The sequence below is a fragment of the Ancylobacter mangrovi genome (genome assembly GCF_024752335.1).
GTDB classification, from domain to species: Bacteria; Pseudomonadota; Alphaproteobacteria; order Rhizobiales; family Xanthobacteraceae; genus Ancylobacter; species Ancylobacter mangrovi.
On sequence record NZ_JANTHY010000003.1, the window covers coordinates 627,124 to 643,704 of the forward strand.

A 16,581-nucleotide genomic window follows, 5' to 3' on the forward strand; every position below is an offset into this window, starting at 1 on the left:
ACTCCGGCTACCAGCCGATGGCCCGGGGCAGCCAGGTGGCCAGGTCCGGGAAGGCGAACACCACCGCCACGGCGGCGATCTGCAGCGCGATGAAGGGCAGCACGCCGCGGTAGATGTCGCCTGTCGCGACTTCGGGCGGCGCCACGCCCCTCAAATAGAACAGCGCCCAGCCGAAGGGCGGGGTGAGGAACGAGGTCTGCAGCACGGTGGCGATCAGCGCGGCGGCCCACACCAGGTCGACCCCGGCATTGTTCAGCAGCGGCAGGAACATCGGCACCACGATGTAGCTGATCTCGATCCACTCGATGAAGAAGCCGAGCACGAAGATGATCGCCAGCATGAAGATGATGATGCCGTTGGTGCCGCCCGGCACCAGCGAGAACGCGTCGTGCACCAGCCGCTCGCCGCCGAGCCCGCGGAAGGACAGGGCGAAGACCTGCGAGCAGATCAGCACGAAGAACATCATCGCGGTGATGCGTGCCGTCGACTGCACCGTCGCCACCAGCACCTTCCAGGTGAAGCGGCGGGCGATGGCGGCGACCAGGATCGAGCCGAGCGCGCCCATGCTGGCGGCCTCGGTCGGCGCCGCGATGCCGGCGATGATCGAGCCGAGCACGGCGAGCACGAGGCCGATCGGCGGCAGGCCGACCTTGAGCACCTTCAGCCACAATTCGCCGCGCGGCATGGCCCGGCGTTCCTCGATCGGGACGGCGGGCACCTTCTCCGGCGAGACGATGCCGACGACGATCATGTAGATGCAGAACACGCCGGTGAGCAGCAGCCCCGGCATCAGCGCGGCCGCGAACAGCGTGCCGACCGATTCGCCGAGGATGTCGGCCAGCAGGATCAGCACCGTGCTGGGCGGGATGAGCTGGCCGAGCGTGCCGGAGGCGCAGATGGCGCCGCAGGCGAGGCTCTTGTCGTAGCCGCGCCGCAGCAGGGTCGGCAGGGTGAGCAGGCCGAGCGTGACGATGGTGGCGCCGACGATGCCGGTGGTCGCCCCCATCAGCATGCCGACCAGCACGATGCCGAGCCCCATGCCGCCGCGCAGGCTGCCGGAGACGTGGCCGATCACGTCCATCAATTCGTCGGCGAGGCGGGATTTCTCCAGCATCACGCCCATGAACACGAAGAGCGGGATGGCGATCAGCGTGTAGTTGGCGGTGACGCCGTAGATGCGCGCCGGCAGCAGGTTGAACAGCGTGGTGCCGAAGCCCAGCCAGCCGAAGAAGAAGCCGCTGATGGCGAGCGTGAGCGCCACCGGCACGCCGGCGAGGAGCAGCACGAAGAAGGAGGCGATGCAGGACATCGCCAGGATTTCATTGACGGGCATCGGTGGGCACCGGCGAGGCGGGATGGGACCCGCCGCCAAGGAAGGGCTGGATCGCGCGCAGGGTCGCGGCGAGGCTCTGGAGCAGCAGCAGCGCGAAGCCGGCGGGGATCATCGCCTTGAGGATGAAGCGGTAGGGCAGGCCGCCGGGATCGGGCGAGCCCTCGCCGATGACGTAGGACTGCTTGACGTAATGCCAGGACAGCACGATCACGATCACCGACAGCGCCACCACGCACAGCGCGGAGAACAGGTCGATCACCTCCCGCACCACGGCGGGGAAGCGGGCATAGGCGATGTCCACCCGGACATGGCCCTCATGCTTGACCGTGTAGGCGATGCACAGCAGCGTCAGCGGCGACATCAGGTGCCATTCCAGCTCCTGCATCGCCACCGAGCCGACGTTGAAAATGTACCGCGCCAGCACGTTGCCGGCCATGACGAGGACGAGCGCGAGGCCCGTCCACGCCGCGGCCCGGCCGCAGACCTCGACGATGGCGTCGAGGACGCGGGCGCATCTTTCCAGCGCTTCGTTCATGCGCCCCTGCGGATCTGGGTCTGGTAGACCGCTTCCGACAGGCCGGCCCACTGGCTGTGCTGGGCGGCGAAGGCGTTGAAGCTGTCATAGACCTTCTGAATCTTCGGGTCGGAGGCGGCGAGCTGGTCGAGCGTGGTCTTGGTGACCTCGCGCAGCTTGTCCACCACGGGCTTGGGCAGCGGGCCGGCGATGACGCCCTGGTTCTGCACGAGGTCGGTCATCGCCTCGCCATTGGTCGCCTCGCACCAGGTGTGGCTGATGACGTTGCAGGCCGCGGCGGCGGTGCGCACGATCTCCTTCAGGTCGTCGGGCAGGCTGTCCCAGGCGGCCTTGTTGACCACCAGCTCGGTGACGTTGTTCGGCTCGTGCCAGCCGGTCGTGTAGTAGTACTTGGCCGCCTTCTGCAGGCCGAGGCGACGGTCCTGGTAGGGGCCGACGAACTCGGCCGCGTCGATCACGCCGCGCTCCAGCGCGGGGAAGATCTCGCCGCCGGGCAGCAGCTTCACATCGACGCCGAGCTGGGCGTAGACCTTCCCGGCGAGGCCCGGGATGCGCATCTTCAGGCCCTGGAAGTCCTCGACCTTCTCGATCGGCTTGCGGAACCAGCCGGACATCTGCACGCCGGTATTGCCGAGCGGCATCGGCACCAGATTGAAGGGCTCGTAGAGCTCCTCCCAGAGCTGCAGGCCGCCGCCATGGTAGATCCACGCGGTCTGGCCCTGGAAGTTGAGGCCGAACGGCACGCAGGTGAAGAACTGCGCCGCCGGCACCTTGCCGGCCCAGTAATAGGAGTTGGCCGCGTTCATCTCGACCGTGCCGGCGGAGACCGCGTCGAAGCCCTCCAGCGCCGGGATCAGCTCGCCGGCGGCGAAGTGCTGGATGTTGAGCCGGCCGCCCGACATCTTGCCGACCAGATCGCAGAAATAGGTCGGGCTGCCCGGGCCGACGACATAGAAGGGCGAGCCGGGACCGTAGGCGTTGGTCATCTTCCAGTTGAACGTCTGCTGCGCGCGGGCGACGTGCGGCGCGGCGACGGTGGCGACGGCCGCAGTACCGGCGAGGCCGGCGCCCAGAAATCCACGACGATCCATCTCGAATCCCTCTGATGTTTGCGCCCCGACGGGTTCCGTTGGGCGATGCGTGGCCGGAATATCCCGGTTATACCGCAGTGCGGCAATGCCCCCTGTGGTGCAGAAATGCGTGTGCGGGTCCGCGACGAAAAAGCATGAAATCGCCGTTTATAATGCAACCACAAATGGTTGTCAGGGCATGCCCGGGAAGTGGGCATCCCCGCCGGGCTGGCGCCAGACAAGTTTTTGTGCGCCAATCGTCAAACAGCTCCGCCGGCCGCTTGCCGACCTCCTCCGTTGAAGATCCGCGCCATGAGCCGCACCGTCCCGGTCTCGATCGCCGCCTTTCCCGCAAGCAAGCAGGAGGCCGCCTGGCGCGAGACGCTGGGCACGCTGTCGCTGTCCGACCAGTGGCCGAAGGGGGCGGCGTTCCATTTCGGCGAGATCTCGATCAAGCGCTCGCCGACGCTGGCGACGCTCGCCCTGCTGCGCTCAACCGCGCAGGTGCTGAAGACGCGGGCGGACGAGGCCGACAGCGTGCTGATCGGCTTCGTGCATTACGGGCGCGGGCATCTCACCGATACCGGCCGGCGTGCGTTCGAATTCGCTGATGGCGATCTGTGGGTGTGCGATCCGCTCGCCGCCGGCACGATCCAGTTCCGCAACGATTTCGAGCTGCTGCTGCTGCGGGTGCCCCGCGAGCGGCTGGCCGGGCGCATCGGTCGCGGCGCGGAGGTGGCGACGATCGTGCTCGGCGAGAGCGTCTCGGCCGCCGCCACGCGGCCGATGATGCGTGCGCTGGCGGCCAATTTCGCGATGATGGAGGATGGCGAGCTGATCGCCGCCGAGAGCGCGATCACCGAGCTGGTGCTCTCGGCCCTGCTGGCCGAAGCGCGCCCGGAGGAGGACAACGCCACCCAGGTGCAGGCCGCCCATCTCGCCCGCGTCTGCGCGCAGATCGAGGCGCGGCTGCGCGAGCCCGACCTCTCGGTCGCCGACATCGCCAAGGCCGAGGGCCTGTCGCCGCGCTACGTGCAGCGCCTGTTCGAGGGGCAGGACCGCGCCTTTTCCGACTATGTGCGCCACCGCCGGCTGGAGCGCTGCCGGCTCGACCTGATCAACCCGCACCATGCCGACCGCAGCATCGCCGAGATCGGCTATCGCTGGGGCTTCGGCGACCAGGCCCATTTCAGCCGCGTGTTCAGCGCCGCCTACGGCATCGCCCCGCGCGAGTTCCGCAAGTCGAGCAGCGGCGCGGTGGAGACGCGCTGGACCCGCGGCCGGCCGATCCATAGCGGGGTGCGCCCGATGCGGCCGGGGCCCTCGCCCGTGCCCGCGCCGGAGGAGGCCGACGCGCCTGCCACGGAGGCCCGCGCGCGGGCGCCGGAGCCCTCCGAGCCCGGCCGCCACCATCTTCCCGTGTCGCGCGAAACCGTGCACTGGGGCTATCTCAGCCGCTCCATCCCGCCGGTGCTGCGCGTGCGCTCGGGCGCCATCGTCACGGTCGAGACGCTGACCCAGCACGCCTATGACGACCATGAGCGGATGATAAAGGGTGATCCGGGCGCGGAGAGCGTGTTCCGCTGGAGCCGGGACTACAAGGCGGTCGACCGGCGCGGCGCGGGGCCGGTCAATGCCAGCATCTTCGGGCGTGGCGCCGGCGAGGGGTTCGGCGTGCACATCTGCACCGGGCCGATCTTCGTCCACGGCGCCGAGCCGGGCGACGTGCTGGAGGTGCAGATACGCGACCTGCGCCCGCGCCCCTGCGCCAATCCGGCCTATGCCGGGCAGGCCTTCGGCAGCAACGCCGCCTCCGCCTGGGGCTTCCACCATGACGACCTGCTGGACGAGCCGCGCAAGCGCGAGGTCGTCACCATCTACCGCACCGACGCGGCCGGCGAGAGCGGCTATGCCGAGGCGGTCTATTCCTTCCGCTGGGTGCCGCAGACCGACCCGTTCGGCGTGGTGCATGAGACCATCGACTATCCCGGCATCCCGGTCGACCACGCCCGGCTCACCGAGCGCCACGGCGTGATGAAGGGCGTGCGCGTGCCGGTGCGCCCGCATTTCGGTTTCATCGCGGTGGCGCCGCGCGAGAGCGACATCGTCGATTCCGTCCCGCCCGGCTATTTCGGCGGCAATGTCGACAACTGGCGGGCGGGCAAGGGCTCTTCGGTCTACCTCCCCGTCACCGTGCCCGGCGCGCTGCTTTCGGTCGGCGACCCGCATCTGGCGCAGGGCGACGGCGAGATCAGCGGCACGGCGCTGGAATGCTCGCTGACCGGCGAGATAAGGCTGGTGCTGCACAAGAGGGGCGAGACCGAGAAGGCGTTCCTGAACGGGCTCAACGCGCCGCTCATCGAGACCGAAGGCGCCTTCCTGCTGCACGGCTTCAGCTACACCAACTATCTGCGCGAGCTCGGGCGCAACGCGCAGTCCGAGGTGTTCAAGCGCTCCTCGCTGAGCCGGGCGCTGCGCAGCGCGGTGCGCGCGACCCGCAAGTTCCTGATGGAGCGCTACGAGCTCGACGAGGACGAGGCGATCTCGCTGATGTCGGTGGCGGTCGATTTCGGCGTGACGCAGGTCGCCGACGGCAATTGGGGCGTCCACGCCAAGGTGGACAAGGCGATGTTCCCCGCCCCGGAGCGGTGAGGGGGACGGCCGCCCCGTTCGCGGGGAACGGAGCGGCCGGGAGAGAGGTGCGCGGGCGGCTCAGGCCGCGGCCGGCACCAGCAGGTCGTCGAGCCCGATCGGGAAGTGGCGCACCCGCACGCCGGTGGCGTGCCAGACCGCGTTCGCCACCGCGCCGGCCGAGCCGGTGATGCCGATCTCGCCCACGCCCTTGATGCCGAGCGCGTTCACGTGCGGGTCGTGCTCCTCGATCATCAGCGCCTCGAGCGAGGGCACGTCGGCATTCACCGGGATGTGGTACTCGGCGAGGTCCGCATTCAGGATGCGGCCGGAGCGCCGGTCCATGACGGCGTGCTCGTGGAGGGCGAAGGAGATGCCCCAGATCATGCCGCCATAGAACTGGCTGCGCACCATCCGGGGATTGATCACCCGCCCGGCCGCGAAGGCGCCGACGAGGCGCGTGGCGCGCACCTGGCCGAGGTCCGGGTCCACCTTCACCTCGGCGAACACCGCGCCATGGGCGTGCATGGCGTAGGTCTCCTGCGCCGACGGGTCGGGTGCGGCCGCGCCCTTGCCCTCGATCTGCGCGAGGCCGGCGCGGGCGAGGATGTCGCCATAGCCCTCGCTGCGGCTCTCGTCGTCGCGCCGGTGGAGCCGTCCCTCGCGGGCGACGACGCCGGCATTGCCGGCACCGAACAGGGGCGAGCGCTCGTCGCCGGTGGCAAGCGCGGCGAGCTTCGCGACCACGTCCGCGCCCGCATTGTGGATCGCCATGCCGGCGGTGGCGGTGTGGGCCGAGCCGCCGGCGATGCCGGCATCGGGCAGGTCCGAGGTGCCGGCGCGGAACTCCGTCCGGTCGAGATCGAGGCCGAGGGCGTCGGCCGCGATCTGGGCGAGGGCGGTCCACGCGCCCTGGCCCATGTCGTGGGCGCCGGTCTCCATCACGCCGGAGCCGTCGCGGCGCAGCACCGCGCGCGCCTCGGCCTGGAACATCAGCGCCGGGAAGGTGGCCGTGCCCATGCCCCAGCCGACCAGATAGCCGTTCTCGTCGCGCATCTTGCGCGGCTCGAGCGTGCGGCGCGACCAGCCGAAACGCTCGGCGCCCTGGCGGTAGCATTCGCGCAGCGCCTTGGAGGAGAAGGGCTTGCCGGAGATCGGCTCGACCTCGGCATAGTTCTTCAGGCGGAAGGCGAGCGGGTCCATGCCGCAGGCGAAGGCGGCCTCGTCGATCGCCCCTTCGAGCGCGATCGAGCCGGTGGCCTCGCCCGGGGCGCGCATGAAGAGCGGGGTGCCGATATCCGCCCGCACCGCCTCGTGCGAGGTGAGGATGGCGGGGGCGGCATAGAGCGTGTGGGAGATGTCCGCCGCCGGCTCGAAGAAGTCGTCGAAGGTGCTCGAGACGGTCTTGGCGTGGTGGTGGAGGGCGGAGAGCTTCCCCTCGCCGTCGAAGCCGAGGCGCAGCGTCTGGCGGGTGGGCGGGCGATGGCCGACCGGCCCGTACATCTGGTCGCGGCGCAGCACCAGCTTCACCGGCCGTCCCACCAGCTTCGCCGCCATGATGCCGAGCACCTGCGGTCCCGAGACCAGGCCCTTGGAGCCGAAGCCGCCGCCGAGGAAGGGGCTGCGGATGTGGATGTTCTCCGGCGCGATGCCGAACAGGCCGGCGAGCCGGCCCTGCGCCATCGCCAGGCCCTGGCTCGGCGTGTCGATGGAGAGCGTGTCGCCGTCCCACGCCGCGACGATGGCGTGCGGCTCCATGGCGTTGTGGTACTGGGCCGGCGTCTCGTAGGTCGCCTCCAGCCGGTGCTCGGCGCCCGCGAGCGCGGCCTCGACGTCGCCGCGCTCGATGCGTGCGGGCGAGCCGATGCCGATCGCCGCCGGCTCGAAGCTTTCGTCGGCGTCGAGCCCGACCCGGGCCGGCTCCTCCTCGTAGCGGGGCGCGAGCAGCGCCGCGCCTTCGGTCGCGGCCTCGAGCGAGCACGCGACCACCACCGCGATCGGCTGGTGGGCGTAGCGCACCAGGTCGTTCTGCAGCAGGTCGAGCCGGAACATGAAGGGGTTGGTCTTCGCGTCCGGGTCCATGGCGAGCTCCGGCTTGTGCGCCGGGGTCATCACGTCGACCACGCCCGGATGGGCCTTGGCCGCGTCGACGTCGAGCGCGACGACGCGCCCGCGGGCGATGGAGCTGGTCGCCATGACGGCGAACAGCATGCCCTCGGGATGGTTGTCGGCGGCATAGGTGGCCGCGCCCGTCACCTTCAGCACGCCGTCGCGGCGGGTGAGGGGCTGGCCGATATTGGAGCCGTGCCTCGTATGGGCCGGCACCGTGGAGAGGCTGATCTCAGACGTCATGGTGCAGTTCCGGAAGCGAGGAGAAGGGCGAGCCGGGCAGGGCGGGCACGCGCTCGGGCGTGCCGGAGGCGGCGAGCGCGAGGGCCCGCATCACCAGCCGGCGGGCCAGCTCGATCTTGAAGGCGTTGTCGCCAGAGGGGCGGGCCCCGGCGAGGGCGAGCTCCGCCGCGCGGCGGAACGCTTCCTCGTCCGGCCGGGCGCCGGCGAGGGCCTGCTCGGCCCAGGCGTCACGCCAGGGCTTGGCCGCGACCCCGCCCAGCGTCAGCCGGGCCTCGGCGATCACCCCGCCCTCGAGGTGCAGCATCGCCGCCGCGGAGACCACGGCGAAGGCGTAGGAGGTGCGCTCGCGCAGCTTGATGTAGCGGGCATGGCCGGCGAAGGCGGCAGCCCCCGGCGGCAGGCGCACCGCGACGATCAGGTCGCCGGGCTCCAGCGCCGTGTCCTTCTCCGGTGCGTCGCCGGGCAGGCGGTGCAGCTCGGCGAGCGGCACCTCGCGCCGGCCGCCGCGGCCCTCGATCTCGACCACCGCGTCGAGCGCCACCAGCGGCACGCAGAAGTCGGACGGATGGGTGGCGATGCAGGCATCGCTCCAGCCGAGCACGGCGTGCAGCCGGTTCTCGCCGGCGCGTGCGTCGCAGCCCGAGCCCGGCACGCGCTTGTTGCAGGCGCTGTCGAGGTCGGCGAAATAGGCGCAGCGCGTGCGCTGGAGCAGGTTGCCGCCGACGCTGGCCGCGTTGCGCAGCTGCCCCGAGGCGCCCGAGAGCAGGGCCTCCGCCACCGCCGGGAAGGACGCGGCGAAGCGCGGATCGTGGGCGAGGTCAGCATTGCGCACCATGGCACCGATGCGCACGCCCCCGTCCTCCAGCCATTCGACGGTGTCGAGGCCGGGCAGGCGGGTGACGTCGACCAGCCGGCCGGGCCGGGCGACGCCGCCCTTCATGAGGTCGAGGAGATTGGTGCCGGCGGCGAGATAGGCCGCGCCGGGCGCCGCCGCGGCCGCGACCGCCTCGGGGACGGTGGCGGGGCGGATATAGTCGAAATCGTTCATGCCGCGTCCCTCCGGCCCGCATCGGTACCGCCGGCATCCGCCAGCTTCTTCTGGGCGTCGAGCACCGCCTCGGTGATGCCGGCATAGGCCGAGCAGCGGCAGAGATTGCCGCTCATCCCCTCGCGCACGCGCTCGGGATCGCCGTCCGTCCGGCCTTCCTGGATCAGGCCGATGGCACTCATGATCTGGCCCGGCGTGCAGAAGCCGCACTGCAGCGCGTCATGGGCGATGAAGGCTTCCTGCACCGGGTGGAGGTGGCCGTCCTCGGCGACGCCCTCGATGGTGCGGATGTCGGCCCCGTCATGGCTCAGCGCCAGGGCGAGGCAGGAATTGATGCGCCGGCCGTCGACCAGCACGGTGCAGGCGCCGCACTGGCCGCGGTCGCAGCCCTTCTTGGTGCCGGTGAGTTGAAGTCGCTCGCGCAGGAGGTCGAGCAGGGTCACCCGTGGGTTGTCCAGCTCGACGTCGCGCCTTACACCGTTCACGGTGAGGCTGATGGAGAAAGTCATGCGGAACTCCGATCAGTGTCGTCGTCGAATGTCGTTGAGGGCCGCACGCGGGTGCGGCGGGAAGCCGGGGGTTGGGAGGGAGGCGTCATCGGGACGCCAAATTTGCCCGGCGTAATGGATGGGCTCTCGCGTGGCCCATCTGGAATCATTATACGGAGGGACCCTCCGCTTTGCAAGCGGCAGGGTGAAGCCGTTCGAATCTGGCGGACCAGTTGGAATCCGATGGGAGAGGCCGAGCCGAAAATCGCGCGTAAGCCGCGCGCGGACGCGATCCGCAACCGCGAACGGGTGCTGGACGCCGCCAAGGTGGTGTTCAGCGCCGGCGGTCCCGATGCGAGCCTCGAGGCGGTCGCACGGCGGGCGGGCGTCGGCATCGGCACGCTCTACCGGCATTTCCCCACCCGAGAGGCGCTGTTCGAGGCGGTCTACCGGCGCGAGGTTGACCAGCTCGGCGACTTCGCCGAAGAGCTGAAGAGCGAGCCCGACCCCGTGAAGGCGCTTCGCCGCTGGCTCGGCGCCAATGTCGACCTCGTCTCGACCAAGAAGGGCATGCTCGCCGCGCTGGCGATCGCCTCCTACGGCTCATCCGACCTCTACGCCTACAGCTTCGAGCGCCTGACGCGGGCGATCGGCCTCCTGCTGGCGCGCGCGGTCGAGGCGGGCGAGATCCGCGACGACGTGAGCGCCGAGGACCTGCTGCGGGCGCTGGTCGGCATGTGCTACCTGCACGACCAGGTCGGCTGGCAGGCCAATGTGGTGCGGCTGATGGACGTCTTCGTCGACGGGCTTCTGGTGCGCAAGCCGGGCTGAGGCGCACCGGGGAGCCGCGTGGGCGCTGTCACGCCTTTACGTATGGTGCGGCCTCCACCGGTGCGAGAGCGGCGCCGGCGGCGCGCGCGGTATGCGCGGCGAGGGCATCGATGTCCCGCTCGCGCAGCGCGAACATCCAGTAGGGCACCGGGATCTCCAGCGCGCCGACACGCGCCAGCAGGCCGGCACGCAGCAGCGGGCCCGCCGCCCGCTCGGGCACCAGGCCGAGGTGGTGCCCGCTTTGCAGCGCCGACATCACCGCCATGCTCGAGGCCAGCCTGAGCTTCGCCGGCGCGAGGCGGCCGGGGTCCAGCCGCTGCGCGGCGAGGCCGGCCAGGATCGTCGGCGCGAGGTCGCCATGCTCCCAGATGACGGGGCCGTGCTCCTCCAGCTCGCGCCAGCCGATCGCCTCCGGCACCTCGCGCGCCCGGCCGGGATGGGCGCACAGGATCAGCCGGTCGGCGAAGACGCGCACCTGGCGGAACTGCGGGTGGCTCGGCATCACGCTGGTGAGGCCGACATCGGCGCTGCCGCGCATCACCCAGGCGGTGACCTCGTCGAGGCCGGCACGCACCAGATTGACCTGCGGTGCGCCGGCGGCGCAGGCGATCCCGGCCATCCAGTGGTCATAGGCGTTGCCGGTGCAGGCGACGATGGCGAACGGGTCGGCCGGCCGCCGGCTCTCGATGCGCTGGATGGTCAGTTCGACGTCGCGCAGGATGCGCTCGGCCTCGCCGAGCAGGACCTGCCCGGCTTCGGTCAGCACGAGCCGGCGCCCGGAGCGCTCGAACAGGGCGACGGCGTGCTTCTCCTCGAGCTTCTTGATGCAGACGCTGACCGCCGACTGGGTGATGCCCAGCCGCTCGGCCGCGTAGGTGAAGCTGCCGTAATGCGCCGCTTCCAGGAAGATCCGCATCTGCTCGAAGGTCACCGCCGGCCTCCTTCCCGGGCGCCGCGGTCGCCGAACCGGCCCCGGCCGATCCCGGCGGCACCCGCGCCGGGCGCCGTTCAAATTCCCACCACGCCCCGCCGGCCCATGCCGCCAAAGCGGTCACTGTCCCGCCGCAGGATAAGTCCCGCTCATCTCCCGCGTCGCATTGCATGAAGATGGCGTCGCTCCATTAATAATATTCTCCAACCATGAATGGAATGCATGTCATTCCAAATATTGCTCAGTAATTGCTCATTTTCGGCCTAGTTTATGGCCATAGCCGATCAAATAGCGGGCAAACTCACCGTTTCGCTGCCGCAGGGAAATTCTGGCGCGGCGCTTGCCCTGAAGGCACCGAGATCGAGAACGCCGCCGGCCGGTCCGGGCGCCCGTCGCGCCGGAACGGGCCGGGCCGTCGCTCCATCGATCCGTCGTGTGATGAACTGGTGAGAACTACGATGGAAATCGGCATCTGGCTTCCGGTGTATGGGGGATGGCTGCGCTCCCTCGACGCGCCAACGGGACCCGACGTCGCCGCCTGCCTCGCGATCGCCCAGCAGGCGGAGGCGCTCGGCTTCGACTTCCTCTACGCGTCCGAAAACCTGCTCAACTGCATTCACGGCCCGGGCGAGAGCGTCGCGGACGCCTGGAGCATCCTCGCCGCCATCGCCGCCGTGACCAACAAGGTGGGGCTGTGCGCGGCGGTGAAGCCGGGCTTCCGCTCGCCCTTCCTGGTGGCGCGGATGCTGGACACGCTGTCCAAGATCTCCGAGCGCCGGCTCGGCATGAACATCGTCTGCGGCTGGTGGAAGGAGGAGTTCGATCTCTCCGGCGTCGACTGGCTGGACCATGACGGGCGCTACGACCGCGCGGCCGAGTTCCTGCGCTCGCTGCACGGGCTGTTCCAGCCGCCGGCCGACGCGATGGCGGGCGGAGACGACGGCGCCGGCGAGGGCGGGATCGGCGCGCCGCCCAGCTATGGCCTCGACCCGGCGGCGCTGCCCGAGATCTGGATCGCCGGCCATTCCGACCGCGCCGTGCGCATGGCGGCCGAATGGGGGCACTGCCTGTTCCTGAACGGCATGAGCGACGAGGAGCTCAAGCAGCGGATCGAGAACATCCGCCAGGAGGCCAACAGCTGGGGGCGCGACATCCTCGTCGCCGCCAACGCCTACGTCATCGCCACCGAGACCAGCGAGCAGGCGCGGCAGCGGTGGAAGTCGGTCGTCTCGCGGCGAAACCCGCACACGATCGACTTCTTCCGCCAGGTGATCGGGGATTCGGGCGCGGCGGCGTGGTCCTCGCTGTCCGAGGACCAGATGGTCGATTCCAATGCCGGCTTCGAACTTGGCCTGATCGGCTCCTTCGAGGACATCCGCCAGCGCATCCCCAAGCTCGAATCGATCGGGCTGAACCGCATCGTGTGCCAGTTCGACGACCCGATGCGCGACGCCGGCCCGTTCATGAAGCACGTCATCCGGCCGCTGCGCACCTCGCGGCCGCTCGAGCTGACCGCGAAGTGAGGGGGCATAGGATGACCCCGGATCCGATCCCCACCCCGGACGACGTGAGGCGACGCTTCAAGGACGTCTTCAGCCGGCTCGCCTCCGGCGTCTGCGTGGTCTCGTTCTGGCGCGGCGGGCGCGTGCACGGCTTCACCGCGACCTCGGTGACCTCGGTGTCGCTCGACCCGCTGCGGGTGCTGTTCTGCCTGTCGCGGGCGAGCGACAGCCACGCCTGCCTGCGGCCGGGCGCGGCGATCGGCATCTCGGTGCTGCATGCCGAGCAGCAGATCCTCTCCGAGCGCTTCGCCCGCCGGGCCGATCCCGGCGGCTACGACGATGTCGGTATTTCCAAGGATATCCCGCATGCCCCGCTGATCGAGGGGGCGATCGGACAGATCGCGGCCACGGTGGTCGAGATCATCCCCTCGGGCGACCACGTCATCGTGCTCTGCGACGTCTCGGCGGCTCAGGCATCGGACCATGGGGACCCGCTTCTGTACTGCAAGCGAACCTATCACAGACTTCACCACATCCTCTAGAACTGCGGAGAAGATCGAAATGGACAAGTCGATATTTGCGTCTATGCCGAGTCTCACGCCTTCGCTCGGCTTCGCGTCGATGATCGGGCTCGGACTGTTCTCGCTGGCCCTGTCCTACGCCGTGAAGACGCTGCTGGTGCGCAACACGCACGACTTCATCATCGCCGACCGGCGCGTCGGCTTCGGCTTCGGCGTCGCCTCGGTCATTTCCGTATGGACCTGGGCCATGGCGGTGATGATGAGCTCCGCCATGACCTTCCAGTGGGGCCTGTCCGGCCTGTTCTGGTTCGTGGTGCCGAACGGGCTGGCGGTGATGGCGATGATCCCCTTCGCCCGCGTGCTGCGCCGCAACATGCCAGAGGGCTACACGATCTCGGAGTTCATCCAGTACCGCTTCGAGCGCTCGCGGGTGGCGACCGGCATCGTCACGCTGACCATGATCTTCGGCATCATCCTCGAGATCCTGATCAACCTGAAGGGCACCTCGGTGGTGGTCTCCACCGTGTTCGGCATCGACTGGAAGGTGGCGACCATCGTCGGCATCGTCTGCGTGCTCGCCTATTCCTATTTCGGCGGGCTGTGGACCAGCGTGCTGACCGGCACGCTGAACACGCTGATGATCACCGTGCCGGCGGCGATCATCGTCGCCGCGGTGTTCGCCGCGGTGCCGGGCGGGTCGGAGGCGGTGTTCAACGCGGTCGGCGACGCGGGGGCGCAGAACCTCTCCGTGCTGCGGCCCGACGCGGCGGCCGGCTTCGGCATCACGCTCGCCTTCGGCCTGCTCGCCGCCACCGTGTCCGACCAGACGTTCTGGCAGAAGGTCTGGGCGATCAAGAGCCGCGACGTCGGGCGCACCTTCCTGTGGGCGGGCGCGCTGTTCTACCCGATCCCGATCTGCCTCGGCATGCTCGGGCTGGTCGGCATCGCCGCCGGCCTCACCCCGGCCGACATCGGCGGCGACATCGCGGCCATCGGCCCCTACATCGTCGCGCATATCGGCCTGCCGCTGACGCTGGTGCTGCTCTACGTGCTGGTGATCCTCGCCGCCTGCTACTCGACCATCGACGGCGCCAGCTCGGCGCTGTCGTCGATCGTCGCGGTCGACATCGTCAAGCGCTACTTCCCGGCCACGCCGGAGCGGCTGCTGTTCCCGATCACCAAGTTCTCGGTGCTGCTGGGCGGCGTGATCGCCACCATCATCGTGCTGTCCGGGGTCGACTTCACCACGCTGGTCCTGACGACCTACGCCCTCAAGACCTCGATCCTGCTGCCGCTGATCCTCGCCATCCTGTGGCCGAAGACCAACACGGTCGGCTTCGTCGGCGGGGTCGTCGCCTCGATCGCCATCGGCATGCCGATCTACGAGATGGTCGGCGAGCTGGCGGGCACGCTCTCCATCGTGGCCATCGGCGGCCTCGCGGTGGTCGGCTGCGGGCTGATGGACAGCAAGGAGTTCGACGTCACGCAGCTCCGGCGCGTGTCGGACGAGATCGCGAGCCCCGCCCCGGGGGCCGAATGAGAGCGCGCCGCCTCGCCGCCCGGGTGGCGGGGCCTTCTCCCTCACGGATTTTCAGAAGGACATGACGATGTACACGCTCATTCTCGTTCTCGGCATCTGCGCGGCGGCCCTGTTCCTGGCGGGGTTCGCGCGCGGCCTCCGCAACGCGGTCATCGAGTACAGGCGCGGCAAGCCCGAGCCGACCGAGGTGCCCGACTACAACTATGTCGGCATGGCGGCGATCTCGGTGGTCATCTCGGCCACCGTCATCGCGCTGGTCGGGGTGGCGCCGATGTGGATCTATGCCGGGCCGCTGATGGTGCTGGGCACCGCCGCCGGCATCGGTGTCGCGTTCTTCGTCGAGCGCCCCAGCGCCTGACCTCGCGGGCCCGATCTTCGCGGGATCGACGACCGCCCCTTCCGAACAGTCCGCATGGCCGCCGCCGCGGCCATGCCCGCTTCATGACGACTGCAGCGCGAGGCGCCAGACATGACGACAAAGAACAAGAAGCACGCCCATCTTCTCGGCTTCATCCAGCACGGCGTGAACAGCCACGCCACCGGCATGTGGCGCAATGCCCGCGACAAGATCGGCTGGGACTTCGCCCGGCCCGAATACTGGCAGCACATGGCGCGCACGATGGAGCGCGGCCTGTTCGACGCCATGTTCATCGCCGACGAGCTCGCCCCCTACAACACCCACGAGGACAGCTCGGACGCCATCGTGAAATGGGCGGTGCAGTGCCCGACCCACGAGCCCTCGACCATCGTGCCGATCATCACCACCGCCACGAAGCATCTGGGCGTGGGGGTAACGCTGTCGACGGCGTTCGAGCATCCCTACTCGATGTGCCGGCGGCTCTCGAGCCTCGACCACCTCTCCTCCGGCCGCGTCGCCTGGAACATCGTGTCCTCCTACTCGAAGAGCGAGTGGGACGCCTACGGGCAGCCCATGACCGACCGCAGCGGGCGCTACGAGCGGCTCGAGGAGTATATGGAGGTCTGCTACAAGCTCTGGGATTCCTGGGAGCCCGACGCCATCATCGCCGACAAGGCCTCGGGCATCTATGCCGACCCCGCCAAGGTCAAGGTGGTCCACCACCAGGGCAAGTACTACACCTGCAACGGCCGCCATTTCTGCGCGCCCTCGCCGCAGGGCCGGCCGGTGCTCTGGCAGGCGGGCTCGTCCGGGCAGGGGCGCGACTTCGCCGCCCGGCATGCGGAGGCGATCTTCGCGGTGCATCCCAATGTCGAGCGGATGAAGCAGTATACGAACGACCTCGACGACCGGCTGACCAACAAGTTCAAGCGGGAGCCGGGCTCGGTGAAGCTGATCTTCGGCCTGCAGACGGTGGTCGCCGACACGCGCAGCGAGGCGCAGGACAAGTACGAGCGGATCAAGGCCTGCATTCCCCCCGAGGGCGCGCTGGCCTGGATGTCCGGCCATTTCGGGCTCGACTTCTCCAAGTTCCCGCTCGACGCCGTGGTGCAGAACATCGAGGTGCCGGGCATCCAGGGCCTGTTCGAATCGATCATTTACGCCAAGGGCGGCGCGCCGGTGACGGTGAAGGAGGCGGCGATGATCTACGCCCAGGGCATGGGCATGCCGGTGGCGGTGGGGACGGCATCGGACATCGCCGACCAGATCGAGCATTACATGGACGATGGCGGCGCCGACGGCTTCATGCTGGCCGCGACCTACACGCCCGGCTGCTTCGAGGAATTCGTCGACCTTGTCGTCCCGGAGCTGCAGCGCCGCGGCCGGCTGCGCACGCGCTACACCGGCGCGACGCTGCGCGAGAACCTGCTCGAGAGCTGAC

The 16,581-nt window shown here is 69.6% G+C and carries 14 protein-coding genes; 7 read left to right on the forward strand and 7 right to left on the reverse strand.

Going from position 1 to position 16,581, the window contains the following annotated elements; translation table 11 throughout:
* Window positions 1-7 precede the first annotated feature (7 nt).
* From NVS83_RS12555 to NVS83_RS12565, 3 genes are read right to left on the reverse strand one after another with little or no spacing between them, the layout of a single operon-like run.
* Window positions 8-1,333, reverse strand: a complete 1,326-nt coding sequence (locus tag NVS83_RS12555; protein ID WP_258734822.1) for a TRAP transporter large permease — start codon at window positions 1,331-1,333, stop codon at window positions 8-10.
* Window positions 1,320-1,868, reverse strand: coding sequence for a TRAP transporter small permease subunit (locus NVS83_RS12560; protein ID WP_258739600.1), 549 nt, complete (start codon window positions 1,866-1,868; stop codon window positions 1,320-1,322). Before NVS83_RS12560 ends, NVS83_RS12555 begins: the two co-directional genes overlap by 14 nt.
* Window positions 1,865-2,959: a TRAP transporter substrate-binding protein gene (locus NVS83_RS12565; protein ID WP_258734824.1), complete on the reverse strand. Its 1,095-nt coding sequence runs from the start codon at window positions 2,957-2,959 to the stop codon at window positions 1,865-1,867. The genes NVS83_RS12560 and NVS83_RS12565 overlap by 4 nt, the downstream gene beginning before the upstream one ends.
* Before the next feature lie 291 nt (window positions 2,960-3,250).
* Here NVS83_RS12565 and NVS83_RS12570 point away from each other — a divergent pair, with 291 nt between their 5' ends.
* Window positions 3,251-5,590 carry an acetamidase/formamidase family protein gene (locus tag NVS83_RS12570; RefSeq protein WP_258739601.1) on the forward strand — a complete coding sequence of 780 codons (2,340 nt, stop codon included), beginning with the start codon at window positions 3,251-3,253 and terminating at the stop codon, window positions 5,588-5,590.
* 60 nt (window positions 5,591-5,650) lie between these two features.
* Here NVS83_RS12570 and NVS83_RS12575 read toward each other — a convergent pair whose 3' ends face one another.
* The 3 genes from NVS83_RS12575 to NVS83_RS12585 are packed head-to-tail and all read right to left on the reverse strand — an operon-like array spanning window position 5,651 to window position 9,478.
* The gene (locus tag NVS83_RS12575) at window positions 5,651-7,921 is read right to left on the reverse strand and encodes a xanthine dehydrogenase family protein molybdopterin-binding subunit (RefSeq protein WP_258739602.1); all 2,271 of its coding nucleotides are present in this window, start codon (window positions 7,919-7,921) and stop codon (window positions 5,651-5,653) included.
* Entirely contained in the window at window positions 7,911-8,969 is a 1,059-nt protein-coding gene (locus tag NVS83_RS12580; protein WP_258739603.1) for an FAD binding domain-containing protein, read from the reverse strand. Before NVS83_RS12580 ends, NVS83_RS12575 begins: the two co-directional genes overlap by 11 nt.
* Window positions 8,966-9,478 carry a (2Fe-2S)-binding protein gene (locus tag NVS83_RS12585; RefSeq protein WP_258739604.1) on the reverse strand — a complete coding sequence of 171 codons (513 nt, stop codon included), beginning with the start codon at window positions 9,476-9,478 and terminating at the stop codon, window positions 8,966-8,968. Before NVS83_RS12585 ends, NVS83_RS12580 begins: the two co-directional genes overlap by 4 nt.
* 222 nt (window positions 9,479-9,700) lie before the next feature.
* On the opposite strand from NVS83_RS12585, the gene NVS83_RS12590 reads away from it, so the two are divergent.
* On the forward strand, window positions 9,701-10,288 hold the full coding sequence (locus NVS83_RS12590) for a TetR/AcrR family transcriptional regulator (RefSeq protein WP_258739605.1): 588 nt from the start codon (window positions 9,701-9,703) through the stop codon (window positions 10,286-10,288).
* 28 nt (window positions 10,289-10,316) lie between these two features.
* Here NVS83_RS12590 and NVS83_RS12595 read toward each other — a convergent pair whose 3' ends face one another.
* Window positions 10,317-11,219 carry a LysR family transcriptional regulator gene (locus NVS83_RS12595; protein ID WP_258739606.1) on the reverse strand — a complete coding sequence of 301 codons (903 nt, stop codon included), beginning with the start codon at window positions 11,217-11,219 and terminating at the stop codon, window positions 10,317-10,319.
* Window positions 11,220-11,677: 458 nt separating this feature from the next.
* On the opposite strand from NVS83_RS12595, the gene NVS83_RS12600 reads away from it, so the two are divergent.
* The 5 genes from NVS83_RS12600 to NVS83_RS12620 all read left to right on the forward strand — a co-directional run bounded on the left by NVS83_RS12600 (window position 11,678) and on the right by NVS83_RS12620 (window position 16,580).
* A complete protein-coding gene (locus NVS83_RS12600) occupies window positions 11,678-12,742 on the forward strand; it encodes an LLM class flavin-dependent oxidoreductase (RefSeq protein WP_258739607.1) in 1,065 nt (354 codons plus the stop codon).
* Window positions 12,743-12,753: 11 nt separating this feature from the next.
* Entirely contained in the window at window positions 12,754-13,263 is a 510-nt protein-coding gene (locus NVS83_RS12605; protein WP_258739608.1) for a flavin reductase family protein, read from the forward strand.
* A gap of 43 nt (window positions 13,264-13,306) precedes the next feature.
* Window positions 13,307-14,782 carry a sodium:solute symporter family transporter gene (locus NVS83_RS12610; protein ID WP_258734834.1) on the forward strand — a complete coding sequence of 492 codons (1,476 nt, stop codon included), beginning with the start codon at window positions 13,307-13,309 and terminating at the stop codon, window positions 14,780-14,782.
* A 67-nt stretch (window positions 14,783-14,849) separates the two neighbouring features.
* A complete protein-coding gene (locus NVS83_RS12615; protein WP_258734835.1) occupies window positions 14,850-15,140 on the forward strand; it encodes a hypothetical protein in 291 nt (96 codons plus the stop codon).
* A gap of 111 nt (window positions 15,141-15,251) precedes the next feature.
* The gene (locus NVS83_RS12620; protein WP_258739609.1) at window positions 15,252-16,580 is read left to right on the forward strand and encodes an LLM class flavin-dependent oxidoreductase; all 1,329 of its coding nucleotides are present in this window, start codon (window positions 15,252-15,254) and stop codon (window positions 16,578-16,580) included.
* Window position 16,581: the final 1 nt, after the last annotated feature.

Coding starts and splice junctions, on each gene's coding strand:
- NVS83_RS12555 (WP_258734822.1), bottom strand. CDS start 1,333: ATGCCCGTCAATGAAATCCTGGCGATGTCCTGCATCGCCTCCTTCTTC.
- NVS83_RS12560 (WP_258739600.1), bottom strand. CDS start 1,868: ATGAACGAAGCGCTGGAAAGATGCGCCCGCGTCCTCGACGCCATCGTC.
- NVS83_RS12565 (WP_258734824.1), bottom strand. CDS start 2,959: ATGGATCGTCGTGGATTTCTGGGCGCCGGCCTCGCCGGTACTGCGGCC.
- NVS83_RS12570 (WP_258739601.1), top strand. CDS start 3,251: ATGAGCCGCACCGTCCCGGTCTCGATCGCCGCCTTTCCCGCAAGCAAG.
- NVS83_RS12575 (WP_258739602.1), bottom strand. CDS start 7,921: ATGACGTCTGAGATCAGCCTCTCCACGGTGCCGGCCCATACGAGGCAC.
- NVS83_RS12580 (WP_258739603.1), bottom strand. CDS start 8,969: ATGAACGATTTCGACTATATCCGCCCCGCCACCGTCCCCGAGGCGGTC.
- NVS83_RS12585 (WP_258739604.1), bottom strand. CDS start 9,478: ATGACTTTCTCCATCAGCCTCACCGTGAACGGTGTAAGGCGCGACGTC.
- NVS83_RS12590 (WP_258739605.1), top strand. CDS start 9,701: ATGGGAGAGGCCGAGCCGAAAATCGCGCGTAAGCCGCGCGCGGACGCG.
- NVS83_RS12600 (WP_258739607.1), top strand. CDS start 11,678: ATGGAAATCGGCATCTGGCTTCCGGTGTATGGGGGATGGCTGCGCTCC.
- NVS83_RS12605 (WP_258739608.1), top strand. CDS start 12,754: ATGACCCCGGATCCGATCCCCACCCCGGACGACGTGAGGCGACGCTTC.
- NVS83_RS12610 (WP_258734834.1), top strand. CDS start 13,307: ATGCCGAGTCTCACGCCTTCGCTCGGCTTCGCGTCGATGATCGGGCTC.
- NVS83_RS12615 (WP_258734835.1), top strand. CDS start 14,850: ATGTACACGCTCATTCTCGTTCTCGGCATCTGCGCGGCGGCCCTGTTC.
- NVS83_RS12620 (WP_258739609.1), top strand. CDS start 15,252: ATGACGACAAAGAACAAGAAGCACGCCCATCTTCTCGGCTTCATCCAG.